This is a genomic window from Paenibacillus sp. EKM211P (genome assembly GCF_011066175.1).
Lineage (GTDB): Bacteria > Bacillota > Bacilli > Paenibacillales > Paenibacillaceae > Paenibacillus > Paenibacillus polymyxa.
The window spans coordinates 22,112-39,007 of record NZ_JAAMNS010000015.1 but is presented as its reverse complement, the minus strand read 5'-3'; the positions used below and the strand labels follow the sequence as shown (position 1 = coordinate 39,007).

Sequence of the window (16,896 nt, the reverse complement as noted above, 5' to 3'; positions counted from 1 at the left end):
TCTGTTAATTTGTTAGTTTGATATTTAAATGAGTTGACTTTCTTTCTGTCTATCGGTCTCCTCATATTGTAAAACAAATGTCTCCAGTTTGGCATAGTTGCTAACGGTATCAATGGCATCTCCATACTGATACTTTCGAATCATCGTAGTGACCAGATCATCATAAGTACGGTGAATATCTTGATAGGAGCGTCTATTCACCTTGATATCCATCTGATACGAATGGGAAGCAGCCTCCAGTTCAAATGTATATACGCCTCGTACACTGTGTACGGCTCTTGCTCCATATCCTGTCCTATACATGCGGCTTCTTGTTCTTCTGAGAGCACACCACTAATATGCAAATAGGCATGGTCGTTGATGGCACGTGTTATTTGAAGCTTTTCGATGTGTTGTGGCTGAAAGGAACCATAAAAGCTGAGGCTTTCATAGCCAATTCCGGCTGATAGTAAGCTCAAGTGAGTTCATGTCTCCTATCCTAATGTGATGGCTGTTTTCTCAATATAAGCACGTCATTTTTTAATCCGTTTCTGGTTATTGAATACGGATCGGTGCTTTGGCTCAAGATCAATATGTATCATTGAGTTTGTTGGGTGCCAAAGGATGCGAGGTGGTATTTAATAAACAACCCATCATATGTATTGATTGGTTAAAATAGAGATGCTTTTTTTACATAATGGCCCATTTAAAGCGGTATTTACAATGTGTATTTTTGGAAGGGACAGGTGTGGGAGGAGTCTACTTGCAACTGGAATTTCCGAAAAGGACAGGTCATTGTTGCGAGATAGTACCTAAGAAGTATCACATTTATCTTTGTTGACTAAATAAAATGCAGAATCAACCTTTACAGGATGGAGGCACGGCGTTAAATGGCTCCAAGAAGGCTAAAACTCTAGATTCACACAATTTAATTGAATGGGCTCAAACTCAGTTTGATTTTTTACTGGTGCAGGAATTTCAAGCTAATATAACAGGAACAGAGAAGGTAAAATCAATAGGGGCATGAATTTATGAAAAATGTGGAGAATTTGGTTAACAGCATTGTCGATGAATCTGTGATTAAAGGGAAAACTTATATTTATTTAATATCAGGCACAGAGAATTCATTTACCAGCGGGTATTATAAGATTATTGAAAATGAAGTCTCATATGTTAGTGATGTAACTGTTTTTCTTTTTGAAAAATATACAAATGAGATTGAGAGGATAATGAAGGGAAAGGGGATTCTTTGTATCAAAGTGGAAGCTGGGAAATTAATGGAATATAATATTGTGAACGATATGAATCCAGAGCTTTTTGATAGTGATGTCTTCGAATTGATTATGTACCAGAGATATGATTTGGAACCGGAGGGAGAGGAAAGTAAAGTAACCTTACGGAAATCATTAAAGGCCGAGAAAATTAAAGAAACTCTAGTGTTTGCATGCTATATGAATGATATGGAAGGAATCAAGAAACTCGTTGCGAACGCAAGTAAATCCAATTTAGATAAGGTTTTGAAATATCACGGCACAGCTTTGCAGTTTTGCTGTAAACACAATAATTTAGAGGCATTTAGACTTTTAGCAGAAAAAGGGGCAAATGTAGGAAAACGTGCGTTGGCTGAGACACCGCTTGAAATTGCATTTAGATATTCAAGTGATATTGTGAATTATATACATACGGAATATGCGGATATCTATCAAAAAGAGGTAGAAAAGAAGGGGTTCGGGATCGCTCTTCATTGTAAAGATGAAGCTCTGTTAAATGATATTTTAGAGCTGGGCTGTGATGTGAATTGCGAAAAGAAACCGTTTCCTCCCTTACATAATTTTGCGGATTGTAATAACGTTTTGGGTATTCAATTCCTGTTGGATCATGGGGCTAATATTGAATGTAGGAACCAGTATAAACAATCAGCCTTGCATAGAGCTGTCAGCAATGGAAATGCAGCAGCAGCTGAAATCCTAATAAAATATGGGGCTGACATTCAGGCTAAAGATGATAATGGAAAAACACCTTTGGAATTGGCTCGGGCACGTGAAAACAAAACAATATTTAATATGATGGAATGATGTAACTGTAAATTAGTAGGAGGCAATTGATGCCGTTGCTAAGAACTACGGGGATTTCGCACTGATTAGCAATGAGATTAAAGATCCGATCGAAGCGCTTATCGTGTATTGCAACAAGAAAGTGATTGAAAAAGCCGTTGCAATGTGCAGAGTACTTATATTTTTGGAGGCGATATCTAATTGGATACTAAATTTCATTTGGAGAATGTTGGAATAGAGGGAGACATTTACGTATCAAACGGAAAGCTACTTCTGGATTTGGTTTGTTCGTTTTATCTAATGAACCTATAGAATATCATTTTAGAGAGGAAGCCATGAGTTTAAACGAAAGAGAGTCATATATCGAAGATTGTTTAAATAATCTGCCTGATGAAACTATTGATGAATTAAGCAAAAAATGTGTATGGAAGGATGGTATAATGACAGGTTGTTATCCAGATATGAAATGCCCGGATGGTTTGTCGGATGCTCAAGGTAGGGATATTTTACGCTTTATTTCAGTAAACGATATTTTTATCAACAGAAATCCCTATTATAACAATGGAGCCGTATTTGGAGCAAGCATTTTGGTTGGTATGGAATTTTGAAGATGGCATAGAAGTTATTATCAAAGTAAAGAAAGTTCTTGAAGTACGTGAGTTTCTAGTTATGGGGAATATGCAAATTGGGATAAAAACGACTACAGGTAATAAGCATTTGCAGAAGCAGTACAGGGGAAGTTCAATGCTGGGTGACTTGCTTAAGAACCATCTTAGGGTAAAGTGCATATTGATGCGCTATCTCTGCCATATCGTTAATGTTAAGACATTGACATGAAACACACAGCAGGACATACACGATTGTTGGCAGCCAATAAGCTTGGACTAAAGGAAGTCCCAACAATACTGGTAATAGGTCAAAGCTTTCAGAATAGCTGATAACAAAACGGCTGAGTATGCAGATTGGAATTTCGAATTGTTGGCGCAGGAACTGGAAGTATTAAAGTTGGCTGATATAATTTTTCTTTAACTGGACTTGAGTGAGTGTGAGAAGTTGCTGGATACATTATATGAAGAATCTATGGATGATTAGGATACTTTCGATTTAGAAGAAGCATTGCCTGAACATCCAATAACCCGAAAAGGTGACATTTGGCTACTTGGTAAACATAGGCTCATATGCGGAGACTCGACTAATCAACAGGATATCGCAACCTTGATGGATGTAAGAAGGCAAAACTCATTGGAACTGATCGCCACTACAATGTGGACTATACAGGTAACAGGTAAAACGAAGCATGCTCTGAAAATTGAGAACGATAGGATGGACAATCACCAGTTTATAATTTCCTATTGGCTGCCTATACTCAAATGTTTGAAGTAGCAGATGACGGAGTAAGTATTTATGAACGGAAGCAAACGACATTATGGCAATTTGATCGTCCCTTCCGCAATGAGTATCATCCCACGATGAAGCCGATTCCCTTGATTAGCTATCCAATTAAAAATTCCAGTAAGCTTGGTGATATTGTGTTTGATCTATTTGGTGGTTCAGGTTCAATGTTGATTGCTTGTGAGGAAACTAATCGAATTTGCTATACAGTGAGCCTGATCCCAAATATGTAGATGTGATTGTAAGGCGGTATATTGCCCACGTTGGTAGCGATAGCGATGTATATTTGGTTCGGGATGGTAAGCAATATAGCTATCAAGAAGTAGTTGCTGAGCCAGAATTAGAGAATGCGTAGATAACCTTTTCTCAATAAAAGTGTAGATATAAATGCAATTGCAGCGAACAAGGATACACTGAAGCTAATTATGGCATACGTTTTTCGATTTGTCTTAAACTCGGAGATGCCAAAAAATAAAAACATGAGACTGAGAAAAAGCTGTGTAAAAAGGATAGGAGTCGGTCACTACCAGTATAAGCAAGTGAAAAAAGGGACGTGATAACAACGGCAGCAGCACACGCAAATTTAAGAATTAGAAATATATTCATTTTTTTGAGGATAGGTCAGTTCTCCTCTCTACAATGATTAGTATTCAATGAACCCCATTATATAATATTATACAACTATTTGATTCGGGATAATAATCAGTATGACTATCATGAGTTGTTGCTGACTCGGCAAGGTCAGAGGTATCATGTGCTGACTAAACCGAAAGAGTGATTTGATTGGGTAAGGCAAAAGTGAATATAGTGATTCGATTTTTAAAGGGCATGTAAACCGAAAAGGTAAGTGCTGGGAGCTGAGGAAGCTCGGGAGGACAATGAGTTGATTCAAAAGGTAATTGAGGATATCGAATTGTTTTACGAGGCTGAGTTAATACATATGGGGAATGACCTTTGTTACATATGTTTCCCACTAAATTTATGAATAAGAATAGACCCTACATACCCTACATAATTGTGCAGGAATTGTCGGATGGATGCATTTGACTACTGTTATTCTATTGATGAAGGAGGTCATATAGTGGATTTGCTTAAGAGCATGAATGAAGCGATAAGGTATATTGAAGAAAACCTGACTAATGATATTGACTTTAAAGAGGTAGCAAGGTTGGCTTACTGCTCTGAATTTCATTTTAAAAGGATGTTTTCTTTTCTTACAGGTGTTACGTTATCAGAATACATCCGCCGCAGACGCTTCACTCTTGCAGCATTTGAGCTTAAAGATAGCAATGTAAAGGTTATTGATATCGCGATTAAATACGGGTACAATTCACCAGATTCTTTTACAAGAGCTTTTCAAAATTTACATGGATTAACGCCGTCTGAAGCCAGAATTAATGGCCGTTCACTTAAAGCATATCCACGAATGACCTTCCAGTTATCAATTAAAGGGGGAAGTGAAATGAACTATCGAATTGAAGAAAAAGGGGAATTTCGCATCGTTGGTATCCAAAAAAGAGTTCCCATTATGTTCAACGGAGTCAATCCAGAGATTGCTGCGATGTGGGAAAGTTTAGATGGTGAAAAGATCAATAATCTTAAAAGAATTTCTAATGTCGAGCCTATGGGGTTGCTTAGTGCGTCCACGAACTTTTCTGAAGGTAGAATGGAGGAAAAAGGGGAGCTTGATCACTATATTGGCGTTGCAACAACAAAGGAGTGTCCGGATAACCTAACACAACTTGAAGTTGCTGCCTCAACGTGGGCAGTATTCGAAGCAATCGGATCATTTCCTGATGCGCTACAAGATGTGTGGGGACGTATTTATTCCGAATGGTTCCCATCCTCAAACTATGAACAAATAGAAGGCCCTGAAATCCTATGGAATGAGAGTAAAGATATAACCTCACCGACTTTCAAAAGTGAAATATGGATCCCCATTTTAAAAAAGTAACATAAAGTGTGTGTTTATTAAGTATCTGTTGAGCTGTTTCGGCAGCTCTTTTTTATTTATCTTTTCTCAACAAATAAAGTGGGAAACCCATGTATATCCTCGGTCAACGGAGATTGAACAGTGGTTCGAAGAAGACGTGAACGCGGAGGATATCATCAAGAAACTCGATATAGGTAAAAAGGCTTGGTACAAGTATATTGATAGCATTCGATGCTGGCTGAACTAGTCAAATGGAGCAGATCTGTGAAATCAGTGAACGCAAAGGATTAGCGAAGGTATTCGGCAAGGGACTCCTTCCGTACCATACCCTTGAATAAGGATGTGCAAAAAGCCGTTAATCGGTATCTTAAATCAAGTCAAAAGTAGAATCAGAATATCTGTGTATGGGGCAGCGTGGGCCATTGGAACGAAATGCGGTAAACCTGATTCTGAACAAATATGGAGATCGAATCAACGTTAAGAGTCACACCCCATATGCTAAGAAACGCGCTTGGCTATAAGCTGGTAAAAACGACTCCATTGACGACCATTCAGCAAATCCTTAGACATGATCACGTAGCAACCACCAATATCTATACCCTAACAACACAGCAGGATATGGAAATGGCTTTGTCGAATATTGAGTGGTAATGAGCCACTCTTTATATCGTTGCATAGCAGGGGACTTCCAACGGTGGAAACGGAGCCGCCAGCAAAGAGTGAAGATTTTTTTAAGATGAATTTTTGGTGAAATTATTTTAGGACTGACTGTATTGTTTGAATAAAAGTAAGAGATTCACATCGGAGACGTATGCGTAGGAGGTCTTTATGAAGGTATATATTAGAAAGGGTTTTGATCATGAAATTGCAAATCACAATTTTTATGCAGCTTTTGATGGATTTAAGCAGATGGGATTTGAAATACGTTATTTTGAAAATATAAATAAGCTAACTGATCATAATAAAGAAGATATCGTAGTTAGCTATGTGGATGATGTACGAACAGCACTCCATATATATGACATTGTTGCATCTGAAATTGATTATCCGAAAGAGTTAACAGCTTACTTGGGCAGAAAGATTTGGAAGTCTAAACTAAGTGTCATAGCAAATAATCCTGAGAACTGGAATATTTTTATTAAGCCTGTCGAGGATAAGAAATTTACTGGCGTTGTCGTTAGAAGCATGAAGGATTTAATCGGCTGCAGTACATATGGTGAAGACCCGGAAATATTATGTGCAGACATTGTGAATTTCGTGGCAGAGTGGAGATGTTTTGTTCGGTATGGGAAGATATTAGACATTCGAAGATATAAAGGAAACTGGAGAGCACACTTTGATTATAAGGTAGTTGAAAATGTGGTCTCACAATTCCAAGCTGCTCCTAAAGGGTATGCGGTGGATTTTGGATTAACAGATAAAGGAGAAACATTATTAGTAGAAGTTAATGACGGTTATTCCTTAGGACATTATGGATTGTTTTCTTTGGACTATGCGAAGTTGTTATCGGCCAGATGGGCTGAGTTGACCAGTACGATAGATGAGTGTGATTTTTAAAGTTTTACAACGAAATGAATACATCAAATCAATAAAAAGGAGCCGCAACAATTGAAACGATAAACTAGAACAATAGCGACAAACCGAATTACTGAAACAATACATGGAGAAGCATTTCAAGCCGCTCAAAATGAAACAACTGATCGAAACGTTCTCTTTTTCTGAACTAAGAAAGCTTATAGGTGAGATGGACATTGAATACATATGCTTGCAAATAGAGGACTGATCACAGCTTTCAGACTCCCAAGGGAGCATGGAAAGTCCACGATCAGTTTCTTTTTATTTCCGCTGTAAGCCACGCTTTATGATAAATCACAGTTCACGCTCATCATATCAGCAACAGAGCAGATTGCATTGCCGTTCCTTGATATGATCAAAGATGAGCTAGAAACCAATCAGATGTTGATTGAGGATTTTGGGATTCGTAAAGGGGGACTGAATTCCTGTATCATGATTAGTGGCATAGACGGTAACTTGAGAGGTATTCACTATAAGCATCATCGTCCTACATTGGTTCTAATGGATAATTTGCTCAAGGAGGATACGACACGATCTGAAGCCAAACGAGAACAAATTAAAAATACGTTTACGGATGTCATTTTGCTTATTGGCACGGGGATATCAATACTCTGATCTGTGGTCAGAGTGGTAACGAAGTATAATAACTTGCAAGACGAGGACAGGATCAATACGGCAAGTGTACATTCCAAGGGACAGAAACATAAGCGCATTATTAGTCTGGAACCAGAAGTTAAGAAGGGTCATATTCTGTTCAATGCAGCAAATATTCGATATAATAACCAGATAAAGGATTAAAACTGAAACTGCCAATATGATGATGCGCCAGATAGTTTATATGGGACTGTTCAATTGATTCAGTCGGTCTAGAGTCTGAAATTTTATGATCGAAGCTTAATATTTTGAAACTTGTGCTAAAACTCAGATTTTACTTCATCCAATCTCGTTAAGTCAATGAGCAGGATACTGCATGAAAATGTTGAATCGCTAATTATAATTATGACTGCATATGCTTTTGTAACTCTAAGAGGTGTATTAAATGGAAACAAAATGGTTAGCATATCGAATCTTTCCTGAACCATTAGGAACTACTTACCAGGATTATGACTTAATGAATAGAGCTGACGTTGAAAAGTTATTTGATTACTGTCAAATATTAGAGGCTATGATTTCAAGACAAGGTTGGCAATTTTTAATAAATCATCATAGCTATCCAGTATTGTTTGAGATAAATGAAGGAAGTGAATGGTTTGATTGTGAAAGCGTTGAAGAATTTATTTTTGAAGTCGAAGCTCATATTGATTCGTTACCTATCTAAGCTCCCTCGAAGTAGCAAAAGGCAACTATGGCAGCCATGAGCAAGGTGAAACTATGTACGACTATAAAAGTATCCACTCGGATAAGTACATGTCCAAAATTATATCGGAGGTTGTTGAACAACTCTTAGCCTCTGTTTTGGGATTCACAAAAGTTAGTCACCTAACGTTTCATAAAGAAGTCAATGGGAGATTCAAGATAACAGCAGTTACAGCACTCATGATGCCTAAATTTCTTGAACCTTTTAGATATGTAAGTCGTATGTATCATAGTATATAAAGGGAAATTATGGTAATATTTATAAGGGAGAGATTTTATTGAAGAACGGCTTAAAGTGGACGCTGTGGATTGTATTGCTGTTGATTTTAGGTGGTATTGTTTTAAACTTTTATTTGAATTATTTCACATTCGCCTATGCCTTGATGGGAGTACTCCTGCTTGTGTTCTCAGGTTGGGGAGCTGTGGCCAAATTAAATAATGGCGTACATGAATATAAGGACCAGATGAGAAGAAGTTCGAATAAAGAAGACATTGAGCGATACACCAGATAGCGTCCAGACTGCGAGTTTACTTTTTTATATTATTAAATGTAGCTAGAATTAAATAATTGTATAAATAAGGGGGCTGAGTATGGAGATTTACAAGAAGAGACTGCTTATTATGGCAGGATGTATTGCTCTATCTATAACGTTAACTAGTTGCGGAGAATCAACCAAAGAAAACAAAGAAAGTGATAATGCCGGAGAGATAATAAGCACGGTTGAATCAACTCCTGTGGACGAAGCTGCAACGGAGACAGAAAGCGGTAAGGCTACTGAGCCGGTTAAAGATGAAGGCACCACTCAATTTCTTTCATCCCAGCTAGAAACCCCGCTCCTTCAGAAGATGAAGCAGAAGGATGTGAGCAGGCTGCTGCGCAGAACAGACGACATTCTTTGCCAGTTGTCATCCCGAGTCATTACCGACCCATCCGAAACATACCAGTCCATTTTCTAAGAGGCTCCTTCACACAAATAAATTTGCCGATTCGCCCGGTCGTTATCCGCTTTTCTACATACGATAAGAGTAAGCTTTAACGCAAGGAGGGATTTAGACATGGGTGAAGTAGGTTACGGTGGAGCATGGACATCCACAGGCGCGATTTTGGTATTGTTCATTTTGTTGGTGATTATCACCAAATCTTTTCTGATCTAACGTTAGGTTAGCATCGCTCAAACTTACAAAGCGACCCTTTTTCACGACAGCGTGAGGTAGGGCTTTTTTAATGCAGAGTGGATGGTAGCCCTAGTATGTTGTCTGGCCCTGCAAGCATTGTTATACTTTACATACAGGGATAATTTCCCTCAAGTGTATAGCAATTTGGATAGCGGAAGACGTGAGAAAACGGAAATTCGCTGGCTATTATCAGGAGGATCGCATGATGAACATGGCAGGTAGTCCATTTCAATTTACGACAGACACGGCGACTCTTTGCCTATTTGATACGCAAGCTCTGAAGCATCGCTTGAACGATGAGCCTGATTGGTGGTCCATCGAAGAGGACGAGCTGGGGGAGTTGAATGCGGGAAACGCTGCTTTTTTGAATCTGGGAGCGGACGGGACGTATGAGGTTGTGATAGCAGATCATATCGAGCAGCCGACGGTGCGGCTGTTTTTGAAGGTACCCTCAGGAAACATATTTATTGGTGCAGGAGAGGAAGCCACAGGTGGTGAGTTGGAACCTGATTGTGTATGGGGAGGGTCATTCCTGGCTGTGCAACCCGGACTTTATGAATGCTTGGCCAGCAGAGAAAATAACCGTATATACCTTTCTTTTAAAAAAGGAAGCGAAGGCAGCAACAGCTTTACCAGTCTGATTCGATTGTAGGGGTAGAATAAGCCCGTAGCGGATCAGATAAGCCGCTCGAACAGGTGAAAGCCGATTAACCGAGACTGGGAAAAGGAAAAAGCTATCCCCACGGCTTGCATATCCGTGAAGACAGCCCTTTATTCGTCTATTGATACTTTACAATAATGGCGTTGCTGATTTGACGGCCGGGTGTGGTGAGGTAAGAGCCGTTGTAGTACAGTCCGCTGGAAGCACCGCCATCCAGATTCATAGCCTGATAAGCGCCAGCCTGCTTCATCATTTGGGCGAGCTGCGGAATAGTCGCTCCGCTTGTGGTCAGGAGGATCAGCTTATGATCCCTAGTAATTCCAAGTGCGCTACGGGCGCCGCCGCCTGTTAATATTTTAGGGTCCTTGAAGCCTTCGGCTTTGACATTCAGGGAAACCTGGCCGTTCGTGACCAGACGAGGTCCAGCTTGAAGAGCACCTTCGACGCTACCTTGGGTTGTTAACCGTTGTTCAAAGGCAGAGCCCGACACGAGCTCGGCTAAATGGTTAGCATCGTAGGTGAAGACAGTGCGTTGATCGCCGGAGCTTTTTTTCAACATCTTGCCATGGCTGACCAGATAGCCGTAAGGTGTCTTGTAGGAGCTTTTGGTGTAGGCGTCAAAGAATGTGCCATTAATGGCTACAACCGCTTGATTGCGTTTGGCGAGACTGCTTAAGTCCTCCACTTTACCAAGGGTATCACCTGCCAGTGCTACGTCTAAACTCACCTTGGGATGGAGCATGGAGATGGTGACTACCTTAGCGGAAAAGGTACGAGATCCAACCTTGAAGCTTTTATGAGCTGTCGTGATGGGGGTAGTGCTTCCGGGTAGCTTGCCGATAAGTACCGGAAGCGTAACAGACGTTGTACCTTGCGTAATACGCACAGCTGAGTTTTCTTTTAGCCATAAGACTTGCAGGTTTAGATGTTGGCTGATGAACTGTAAGGGTACATAGGTAGTGCTGTTATCGGTAAAAGGTGCATTTTGCAAACGAACTGTTTGGTCATTTACTTTAGCAGCAGCTTGTCCCGTAAATAATGTAAGCCGGGTATTGCCTTGCGCAATTTCTATTTTTTTGTCTGCTGGGTTCAGGTTGAGTGTGATCCCTTCATAGCTGTTTAGGAGGCGAAGCGGGATGAAGGAGTGGTTACTCTGATCCACATAAACCAGCATAGGTGCTGGTGCAGCAGCGTAGATCGGGGTTACAAGTAAGAGCATAGACAGAATAATAAGTGCGGTGATTCTTTTCATGAATAGATCAATCTCCTTATGTAGTCTTAACTATTGACGAGGTGCTTGTACTTATATCGGGTTTTATGAGTTATAAATGTATGTTACGCGAATTTTGAGTGTTTGGATGATACAGAAACGGGGTGGCTGGAGATGAGCAGGTATGAGACAAGACTTGAGGATTACCGTCGCAGGGAGCGCCCTTCTTATTGTGTATTTGAAGGATTGCAGGAATTGGTGCGCAGCGTGGGGCAACTTCATAATAACTGGTTATATGTGAATGTGGATCAATGGGATCAGGACCCTGTTCAAACACCGATTTATTATTTGGATGAGCATTGGCTGGAGGAATGTGCAGAGGACGGTACAGCCGCAACCAACGAACAGGACGAGTATATTCCCCTATGGATATCAGATCGTCAGGTTCAAACTTGGTTTGAGCTGGCCACCTTTGAAAGTATTGTAGAAGTTCTTAAGGCTGCTAGACAGCCAGTGACGATTCAGATGGTGATTGTGGCGGTCAAATATTACGAACAGCACGATGCCTACCTGGATTATGAGGAGGTAAAAGCAGTGACAGACCTGTGGTCTGTGTTGACGAAGGTGAGAAACCACCTAACAGAATGAATAAAGCTTGTAGAACAAACTGGGCATACATAGACGACTGGAATGGGGGAGCAGAATGAGCTGGTTGAATCATGAATTGGCAGCACAGTGGCGACAGGAAGGAAAAAGGTATGCCGCAGATGTGAACGAATTTGTCAGAATCGGTATGGAAAGGCAGTGGCAGCAGGAGCAGCCAGAGCCAAAGCAAGACGAACGCTCCAAACTAGCCGAAGATATTTTTCGTATGATTCAGGAGGCAAATCAGGCCGGGGAAATAGAGCAGTTACGTCAGGAGATTCCGGCTGCATCCTGGCCGCTTACACCAGCGTTTGAGGAGGCTTTGCAAGCCGTTAGGCCGATGGCTTTTATAAATGGAGGCAATGAAGTCATTCTACATGCAGGCAGTCCTCGGGAACGCGGAAAGATCTATGTGACGGGGAAAGATGGAATCAGGCAAATCCCTGGACTGCATCGTGTAGGTTGTTCGCCGGACGGGAGTTATTTTGCGTTGGTGGATGGGAATGGGATTCGGATTGTTCGACAACCGGATCGAAATTTACAAGGGGAAGAGACAGCGTTTTTTCAGTGGAAGGATATACAGGCCCGCTTAAAGGCAGCTATTCCTGGCTTGGAATGCTTGGCGGATGAGGAGCACCCTGAGGATATATTAGATGAAGTGATTCCGTTTGGCGATGGACAGCGCTTGTTGCTGGTTTGCGGTTACGGTGTTTATTTGCTGGCTGGTGATCAGGTGGATTTGATTCATCCCATGGCGTCTGAACGAAGGGAGTTGGGGCTGGAAGACACGATTGTGGATATGGCGCATGGAGCTGTGTCGAAGGATGGACGCTGGATCGCTTATGGAAGCCAGATGAGTGAGCATTTGCTCATGGACTTAACGGATAAGACGGTGCATACATGGGAGCCGAGCTCCAGCTATCCGCATTATGCTCTATTTTCCAAAGATGATCTGGATGTCTGGTACAATGCCTGTCATTTCTACAACGGTGCCACCATTCAGGTGCCGATTGCCGAAGTGGAGCAGGGACTTGCTCAGAATACGGAAGAATGGCCGATAATAAATGAAGAAATGCGAGTATACGCTGCAGTAGCGCTGACGCAAGGAGCTATTCTAGGTGATGCCTACGGATATCTCCGTCTTATGGATCGAGAGGGACGTGAACTTTGGCGCTATTTTGTCGGCAGTACGATATCCGGGCTGGCAGTTACACCTGATGAAGGCATGCTGGCGGTTGGGACGTATGGCGGTATGCTTCATTTGATTGATTTGCAGAGTGGCTCAAAGGATGAATATACCATTGGCACTGCTCCAATTCACGAGATAGAGCGTTGGTTGCTCTGGCGTAACTATGAGCCATTGCGCTGGTAATACTAATATTCCGCAAATGGTGAAAAAAGCAAGTTCTGATAAGCTGAACATAAAAAGTATAGTGGCATATGATTGCAATGCTATTTCCATATAGAGACGCATGGGCATACACCTATGATGCAAAATGCGAATAAAAAGGAAAGAGGTGTGAGGACATGGACAAGAAAGCGGATATTCGCACATCCATGAAGGAGTTATTTGCACAGATGGATGAAGCCTTTTTTATGGATGTGGAAGAAAATGTACCGTTCGAAATGCGTGATGGGAACGTCGATGAGGAGGGATGGATCAAGTGGAAGCCCCTTCCTTCACAGATTACAGAACAGGAAGTTCGGGAGATGGAAGAAAAATACCATTTTGAACTGCCGCCTCTGCTGAGGAATTTTATCATGTCCTACCATTATGTATCTTTACAATTCGATAATGAATCTATCCCAGGAGTATACTGGAGCGATTGTACGTTTGTAGAGTTTCCACGTCTGCCAGCAGGTCATGGCTTAAAGGCATTTTATGATTTGATCGATCAATGGTCACCTTTGCTGTCAGCAGGCTATATTCCATTTGCCATTGCAGAAGACGATCAAGGCCCTGTATGTTTAAATGTAGGCAGCAGACATAAGGACGGCGATTATCCTATTGTCTGGTTCTTTCACGAGGATCTCCGGCATTTGAATGAGGATGAGCTACAGATTAGGAGTAACCTGCTTCCTCATGTGCAGGGGCTGTTTCCATCCACTGTCGAAATGTTTAACGTTATGTTTAAGCAAATCGGGCACTAACGATTCCCTGAAATGGAATTTTACTATGCAGATTAACCAAGATATTGACATAAAAAATGAGGAATGTTATAAAAAAGGTAGGCTAGCACTCGAATGATGGGAGTGCTAACAAAGCTGAATCGTTTGCATAGCTCTTATCCGCTGGCCTTACATAGGTTTATATTTGAAAGGAGATATTCGAATGGAGAAAAAACAGTTTCAGGCTGAGTCCAAGCGTCTGCTCGAAATGATGATTAACTCGATTTACACTCAAAAGGAAATTTTCCTAAGAGAGCTGATCTCCAACGCAAGTGATGCGATTGACAAAATCTATTACAAAGCACTGACAGACGATCAATTAGTCTTTGACAAAGAGAATTATTATATTAAAGTAATTGCCGATAAGGATCATAGAACGCTAACTCTGCGTGATACCGGGATTGGGATGACCAAGGAAGAACTGGAAAATAACCTGGGCGTCATTGCTAAAAGTGGCTCACTGGCATTCAAAAATGAAAATGAGTCCAAGGATGGTCATGACATTATCGGTCAATTCGGCGTCGGCTTCTATTCAGCTTTCATGGTAGCAGATGTAGTTACAGTAACGACCAAGGCTTTGGGAAGCGATACTGCTTATAAATGGGAATCTACAGGTGCTGACGGTTATACCATTGAGGTGGCTGAGAAGGACGAGGTCGGAACCGAGATTGTTCTGAAAATCAAGGAAAACACCGAGGATGAGTCCTACGACGAATATTTGGACGAGTACCGTTTAAAAGCACTTATTAAAAAATACTCCGACTTTATCCGCTACCCGATTAAAATGGATGTTACAGGCAAGCGTCTGAAAGAAGGAAGCGATAACGAGTTTGAGGATTACAAAGAAGAACAGCGTATTAACAGCATGGTGCCCATCTGGAGAAAAAATAAAAGCGAGCTAACCGACGAGGATTATCAAAATTTCTACGCGGAAAAACGCTATGGCTACGACAAGCCGCTCCAGCATATCCATGTCAGCGCGGACGGCGCGGTAGTGTACCAAGCGATTTTGTTTATTCCTGAGAATATTCCGTTTGATTTTTACTCTAAGGAATATGAAAAAGGGCTCGAGTTGTATGCTAACGGTGTGCTAATCATGGAAAAATCTCCTGACCTGCTGCCGGATTATTTTAGCTTTGTAAAAGGTATGGTTGACTCCGAAAGCCTGTCACTCAACATTTCGAGAGAAATGCTGCAGCATGATCGTCAGTTGAAGCTGATTGCCAAAAATATTGAAAGCAAAATTAAAGGCCAGCTGTTGACTCTGCTCAAAATTGATCGGGAGAAATATGATCAATTCTACAAATCATTTGGAAGACAATTGAAATTTGGTGTGTACAACGATTACGGCAGACATAAAGAAACCCTTCAGGATCTGCTTATGTTCTACTCTTCTACAGAGAAAAAGCAGGTTACTTTGGACGAATATGTATCTCGTATGCCAGAGGATCAAAAGTATATTTATTATGCTTCCGGGGAGTCCAATGAGCGTATTGAAAAGCTACCGCAGACCGAATTGGTGGCCGATAAAGGCTACGAAATTTTGTACTTCACTGATGATATTGATGAGTTCGCTATTAAAATGCTCTTAAGCTATAAAGAGAAAGAATTCAAATCCGTATCGAGTGGCGATCTGGGCATTGAGTCTGACGAAAATGAGAAAGAAACTGAAGCGGAACAAAACGACAACAAGGAGTTGTTCGAGTACATGAAGGGTTTGCTGGAAGGCAAAGTATCCAGTGTTAAAGCCTCCAAGCGCTTGAAGACACATCCGGTATGTCTGTCCGCTGATGGCGAAGTGACTATTGAGATGGAGAAAATTTTGAACTCCATGCCGAATAACGCTGATGTCAAAGCAAATAAAGTGCTGGAAATCAACGTGAACCATGCGGTGTTCAACTCTTTGAAAGAAGCCTTTGCCGAGGATAAGGAGAAGGTAAACCTCTATACGGCATTACTGTACAATCAAGCTTTGCTGATCGAGGGCTTGCCACTGCAAGATCCGGTTGAATTCACGAACGATATTTGCAAAATCATGGTTTAATATGCTTTATTACGATATAAAGCCGTTCCCACACCGGGGGCGGCTTTATTTATTATGACACTTCTTAAAGCTCCATAATAGGCCATATAACGCTTACAGTAGAAGCATAAGGCCTTGCACTGTGCCGACTATTCAAAACCTAGGAGGGCGATTGTATGAGTCTGGATCGAGATCCATTGAACCCCCAAAGTTTAAGCCGAAGTGAGCTTATACAGTTGGTGGAAAAAATCATCAGAGGCGAGGGAACAGAGGAGGAAATCGACAGCATGCTTACCGTAGTCATGCAAAATACACCTCATCCGGGGATTAGTAATTTGATCTACTGGGATGACCGTGATTTGAGTGCGGCAGAGATTGTAGATGAAGCATTACGCTATCAGCCCATTATTCTACCCCCTCATGAATCTTCTTCATAGCATGCGGAGGGGTAGTCTTTTGTTAAAAAATAAGATAATATAATTTTTTTAAAGGTTATGAGCATTATATTCAAGAAAACTTCCGTTAAAGGTGTGCTGGCTTCCCTGTAATGTATGGAGAAATGTTTGCTTTTTGCTCGCTTTACGGAGAATTTATGCCTAATTTTGGGGTTTGTAAAATTTTTGTGACATGCTTCTGTGAATTTTGACACAGCAAATTGTCGTTTTTCTTGATTATTTGGTTGGATGTCTTTATAATCATTTTGTTTGCAAGAATGAATAGCGA

20 protein-coding genes and 1 pseudogene are annotated in these 16,896 nt (G+C 41.0%); 18 read left to right on the top strand and 3 right to left on the bottom strand.

Annotation, left to right across the window (positions count from 1 at the left end):
* Positions 1–51: 51 nt before the first annotated feature.
* A pseudogene (locus G9G57_RS19315) lies at positions 52–458 on the bottom strand (contractile injection system protein, VgrG/Pvc8 family); the annotation flags it as partial.
* Positions 459–1,010: 552 nt separating this feature from the next.
* Here G9G57_RS19315 and G9G57_RS19310 point away from each other — a divergent pair.
* From G9G57_RS19310 to G9G57_RS25995, 4 genes are all read left to right on the top strand, one after another.
* Positions 1,011–2,054, top strand: coding sequence for an ankyrin repeat domain-containing protein (locus tag G9G57_RS19310; protein WP_164965427.1), 1,044 nt, complete (start codon positions 1,011–1,013; stop codon positions 2,052–2,054).
* A gap of 314 nt (positions 2,055–2,368) precedes the next feature.
* The gene (locus G9G57_RS19305; protein WP_014599614.1) at positions 2,369–2,641 is read left to right on the top strand and encodes a hypothetical protein; all 273 of its coding nucleotides are present in this window, start codon (positions 2,369–2,371) and stop codon (positions 2,639–2,641) included.
* A 762-nt stretch (positions 2,642–3,403) separates the two neighbouring features.
* Entirely contained in the window at positions 3,404–3,658 is a 255-nt protein-coding gene (locus G9G57_RS26305; protein WP_164965426.1) for a DNA methyltransferase, read from the top strand.
* The gene (locus G9G57_RS25995; protein WP_164965409.1) at positions 3,625–3,780 is read left to right on the top strand and encodes a hypothetical protein; all 156 of its coding nucleotides are present in this window, start codon (positions 3,625–3,627) and stop codon (positions 3,778–3,780) included. Before G9G57_RS26305 ends, G9G57_RS25995 begins: the two co-directional genes overlap by 34 nt.
* Here the strand turns inward: G9G57_RS25995 and G9G57_RS26450 are convergent.
* Complete coding sequence (locus G9G57_RS26450) at positions 3,766–3,936, bottom strand: DUF3953 domain-containing protein (protein ID WP_414056454.1); 171 nt, start codon at positions 3,934–3,936, stop codon at positions 3,766–3,768. The genes G9G57_RS25995 and G9G57_RS26450 overlap by 15 nt on opposite strands.
* Before the next feature lie 570 nt (positions 3,937–4,506).
* Here G9G57_RS26450 and G9G57_RS19280 point away from each other — a divergent pair.
* From G9G57_RS19280 to G9G57_RS19240, 9 genes are all read left to right on the top strand, one after another.
* Positions 4,507–5,379, top strand: a complete 873-nt coding sequence (locus G9G57_RS19280) for an AraC family transcriptional regulator (protein WP_164965425.1) — start codon at positions 4,507–4,509, stop codon at positions 5,377–5,379.
* Between the two features lie 474 nt (positions 5,380–5,853).
* Positions 5,854–6,009: a hypothetical protein gene (locus G9G57_RS25990; protein ID WP_013370414.1), complete on the top strand. Its 156-nt coding sequence runs from the start codon at positions 5,854–5,856 to the stop codon at positions 6,007–6,009.
* A 177-nt stretch (positions 6,010–6,186) separates the two neighbouring features.
* Positions 6,187–6,915: an ATP-grasp domain-containing protein gene (locus tag G9G57_RS19265; protein WP_013370415.1), complete on the top strand. Its 729-nt coding sequence runs from the start codon at positions 6,187–6,189 to the stop codon at positions 6,913–6,915.
* 354 nt (positions 6,916–7,269) lie between these two features.
* Positions 7,270–7,548 carry a hypothetical protein gene (locus tag G9G57_RS19260; protein ID WP_238799323.1) on the top strand — a complete coding sequence of 93 codons (279 nt, stop codon included), beginning with the start codon at positions 7,270–7,272 and terminating at the stop codon, positions 7,546–7,548.
* Between the two features lie 424 nt (positions 7,549–7,972).
* On the top strand, positions 7,973–8,251 hold the full coding sequence (locus tag G9G57_RS19255) for a hypothetical protein (protein WP_013370420.1): 279 nt from the start codon (positions 7,973–7,975) through the stop codon (positions 8,249–8,251).
* 316 nt (positions 8,252–8,567) lie between these two features.
* Positions 8,568–8,801 (top strand): hypothetical protein, encoded by a 234-nt coding sequence (locus tag G9G57_RS19250; RefSeq protein WP_164965424.1) that lies wholly within the window; start codon positions 8,568–8,570, stop codon positions 8,799–8,801.
* 79 nt (positions 8,802–8,880) lie between these two features.
* Positions 8,881–9,246, top strand: a complete 366-nt coding sequence (locus G9G57_RS25985; protein ID WP_164965423.1) for a hypothetical protein — start codon at positions 8,881–8,883, stop codon at positions 9,244–9,246.
* 99 nt (positions 9,247–9,345) lie between these two features.
* Positions 9,346–9,444 (top strand): hypothetical protein, encoded by a 99-nt coding sequence (locus G9G57_RS25980; protein WP_014599622.1) that lies wholly within the window; start codon positions 9,346–9,348, stop codon positions 9,442–9,444.
* A gap of 223 nt (positions 9,445–9,667) precedes the next feature.
* Complete coding sequence (locus G9G57_RS19240; RefSeq protein ID WP_164965422.1) at positions 9,668–10,117, top strand: DUF6386 family protein; 450 nt, start codon at positions 9,668–9,670, stop codon at positions 10,115–10,117.
* A gap of 127 nt (positions 10,118–10,244) precedes the next feature.
* Here G9G57_RS19240 and G9G57_RS19235 read toward each other — a convergent pair whose 3' ends face one another.
* On the bottom strand, positions 10,245–11,378 hold the full coding sequence (locus tag G9G57_RS19235; protein ID WP_164965421.1) for a phosphodiester glycosidase family protein: 1,134 nt from the start codon (positions 11,376–11,378) through the stop codon (positions 10,245–10,247).
* A gap of 132 nt (positions 11,379–11,510) precedes the next feature.
* On the opposite strand from G9G57_RS19235, the gene G9G57_RS19230 reads away from it, so the two are divergent.
* From G9G57_RS19230 to G9G57_RS19210, 5 genes are all read left to right on the top strand, one after another.
* The gene (locus G9G57_RS19230) at positions 11,511–11,984 is read left to right on the top strand and encodes a DUF7716 domain-containing protein (protein WP_044785467.1); all 474 of its coding nucleotides are present in this window, start codon (positions 11,511–11,513) and stop codon (positions 11,982–11,984) included.
* A 55-nt stretch (positions 11,985–12,039) separates the two neighbouring features.
* Positions 12,040–13,353, top strand: a complete 1,314-nt coding sequence (locus G9G57_RS19225; RefSeq protein WP_164965420.1) for a PQQ-binding-like beta-propeller repeat protein — start codon at positions 12,040–12,042, stop codon at positions 13,351–13,353.
* 155 nt (positions 13,354–13,508) lie between these two features.
* The gene (locus G9G57_RS19220) at positions 13,509–14,132 is read left to right on the top strand and encodes an SMI1/KNR4 family protein (RefSeq protein ID WP_164965419.1); all 624 of its coding nucleotides are present in this window, start codon (positions 13,509–13,511) and stop codon (positions 14,130–14,132) included.
* Positions 14,133–14,313: 181 nt separating this feature from the next.
* Positions 14,314–16,194 carry a molecular chaperone HtpG gene (htpG, locus tag G9G57_RS19215; RefSeq protein WP_164965418.1) on the top strand — a complete coding sequence of 627 codons (1,881 nt, stop codon included), beginning with the start codon at positions 14,314–14,316 and terminating at the stop codon, positions 16,192–16,194.
* 155 nt (positions 16,195–16,349) lie between these two features.
* Positions 16,350–16,610, top strand: coding sequence for a bacteriocin immunity protein (locus G9G57_RS19210; RefSeq protein ID WP_164965417.1), 261 nt, complete (start codon positions 16,350–16,352; stop codon positions 16,608–16,610).
* Positions 16,611–16,896 lie beyond the last annotated feature (286 nt).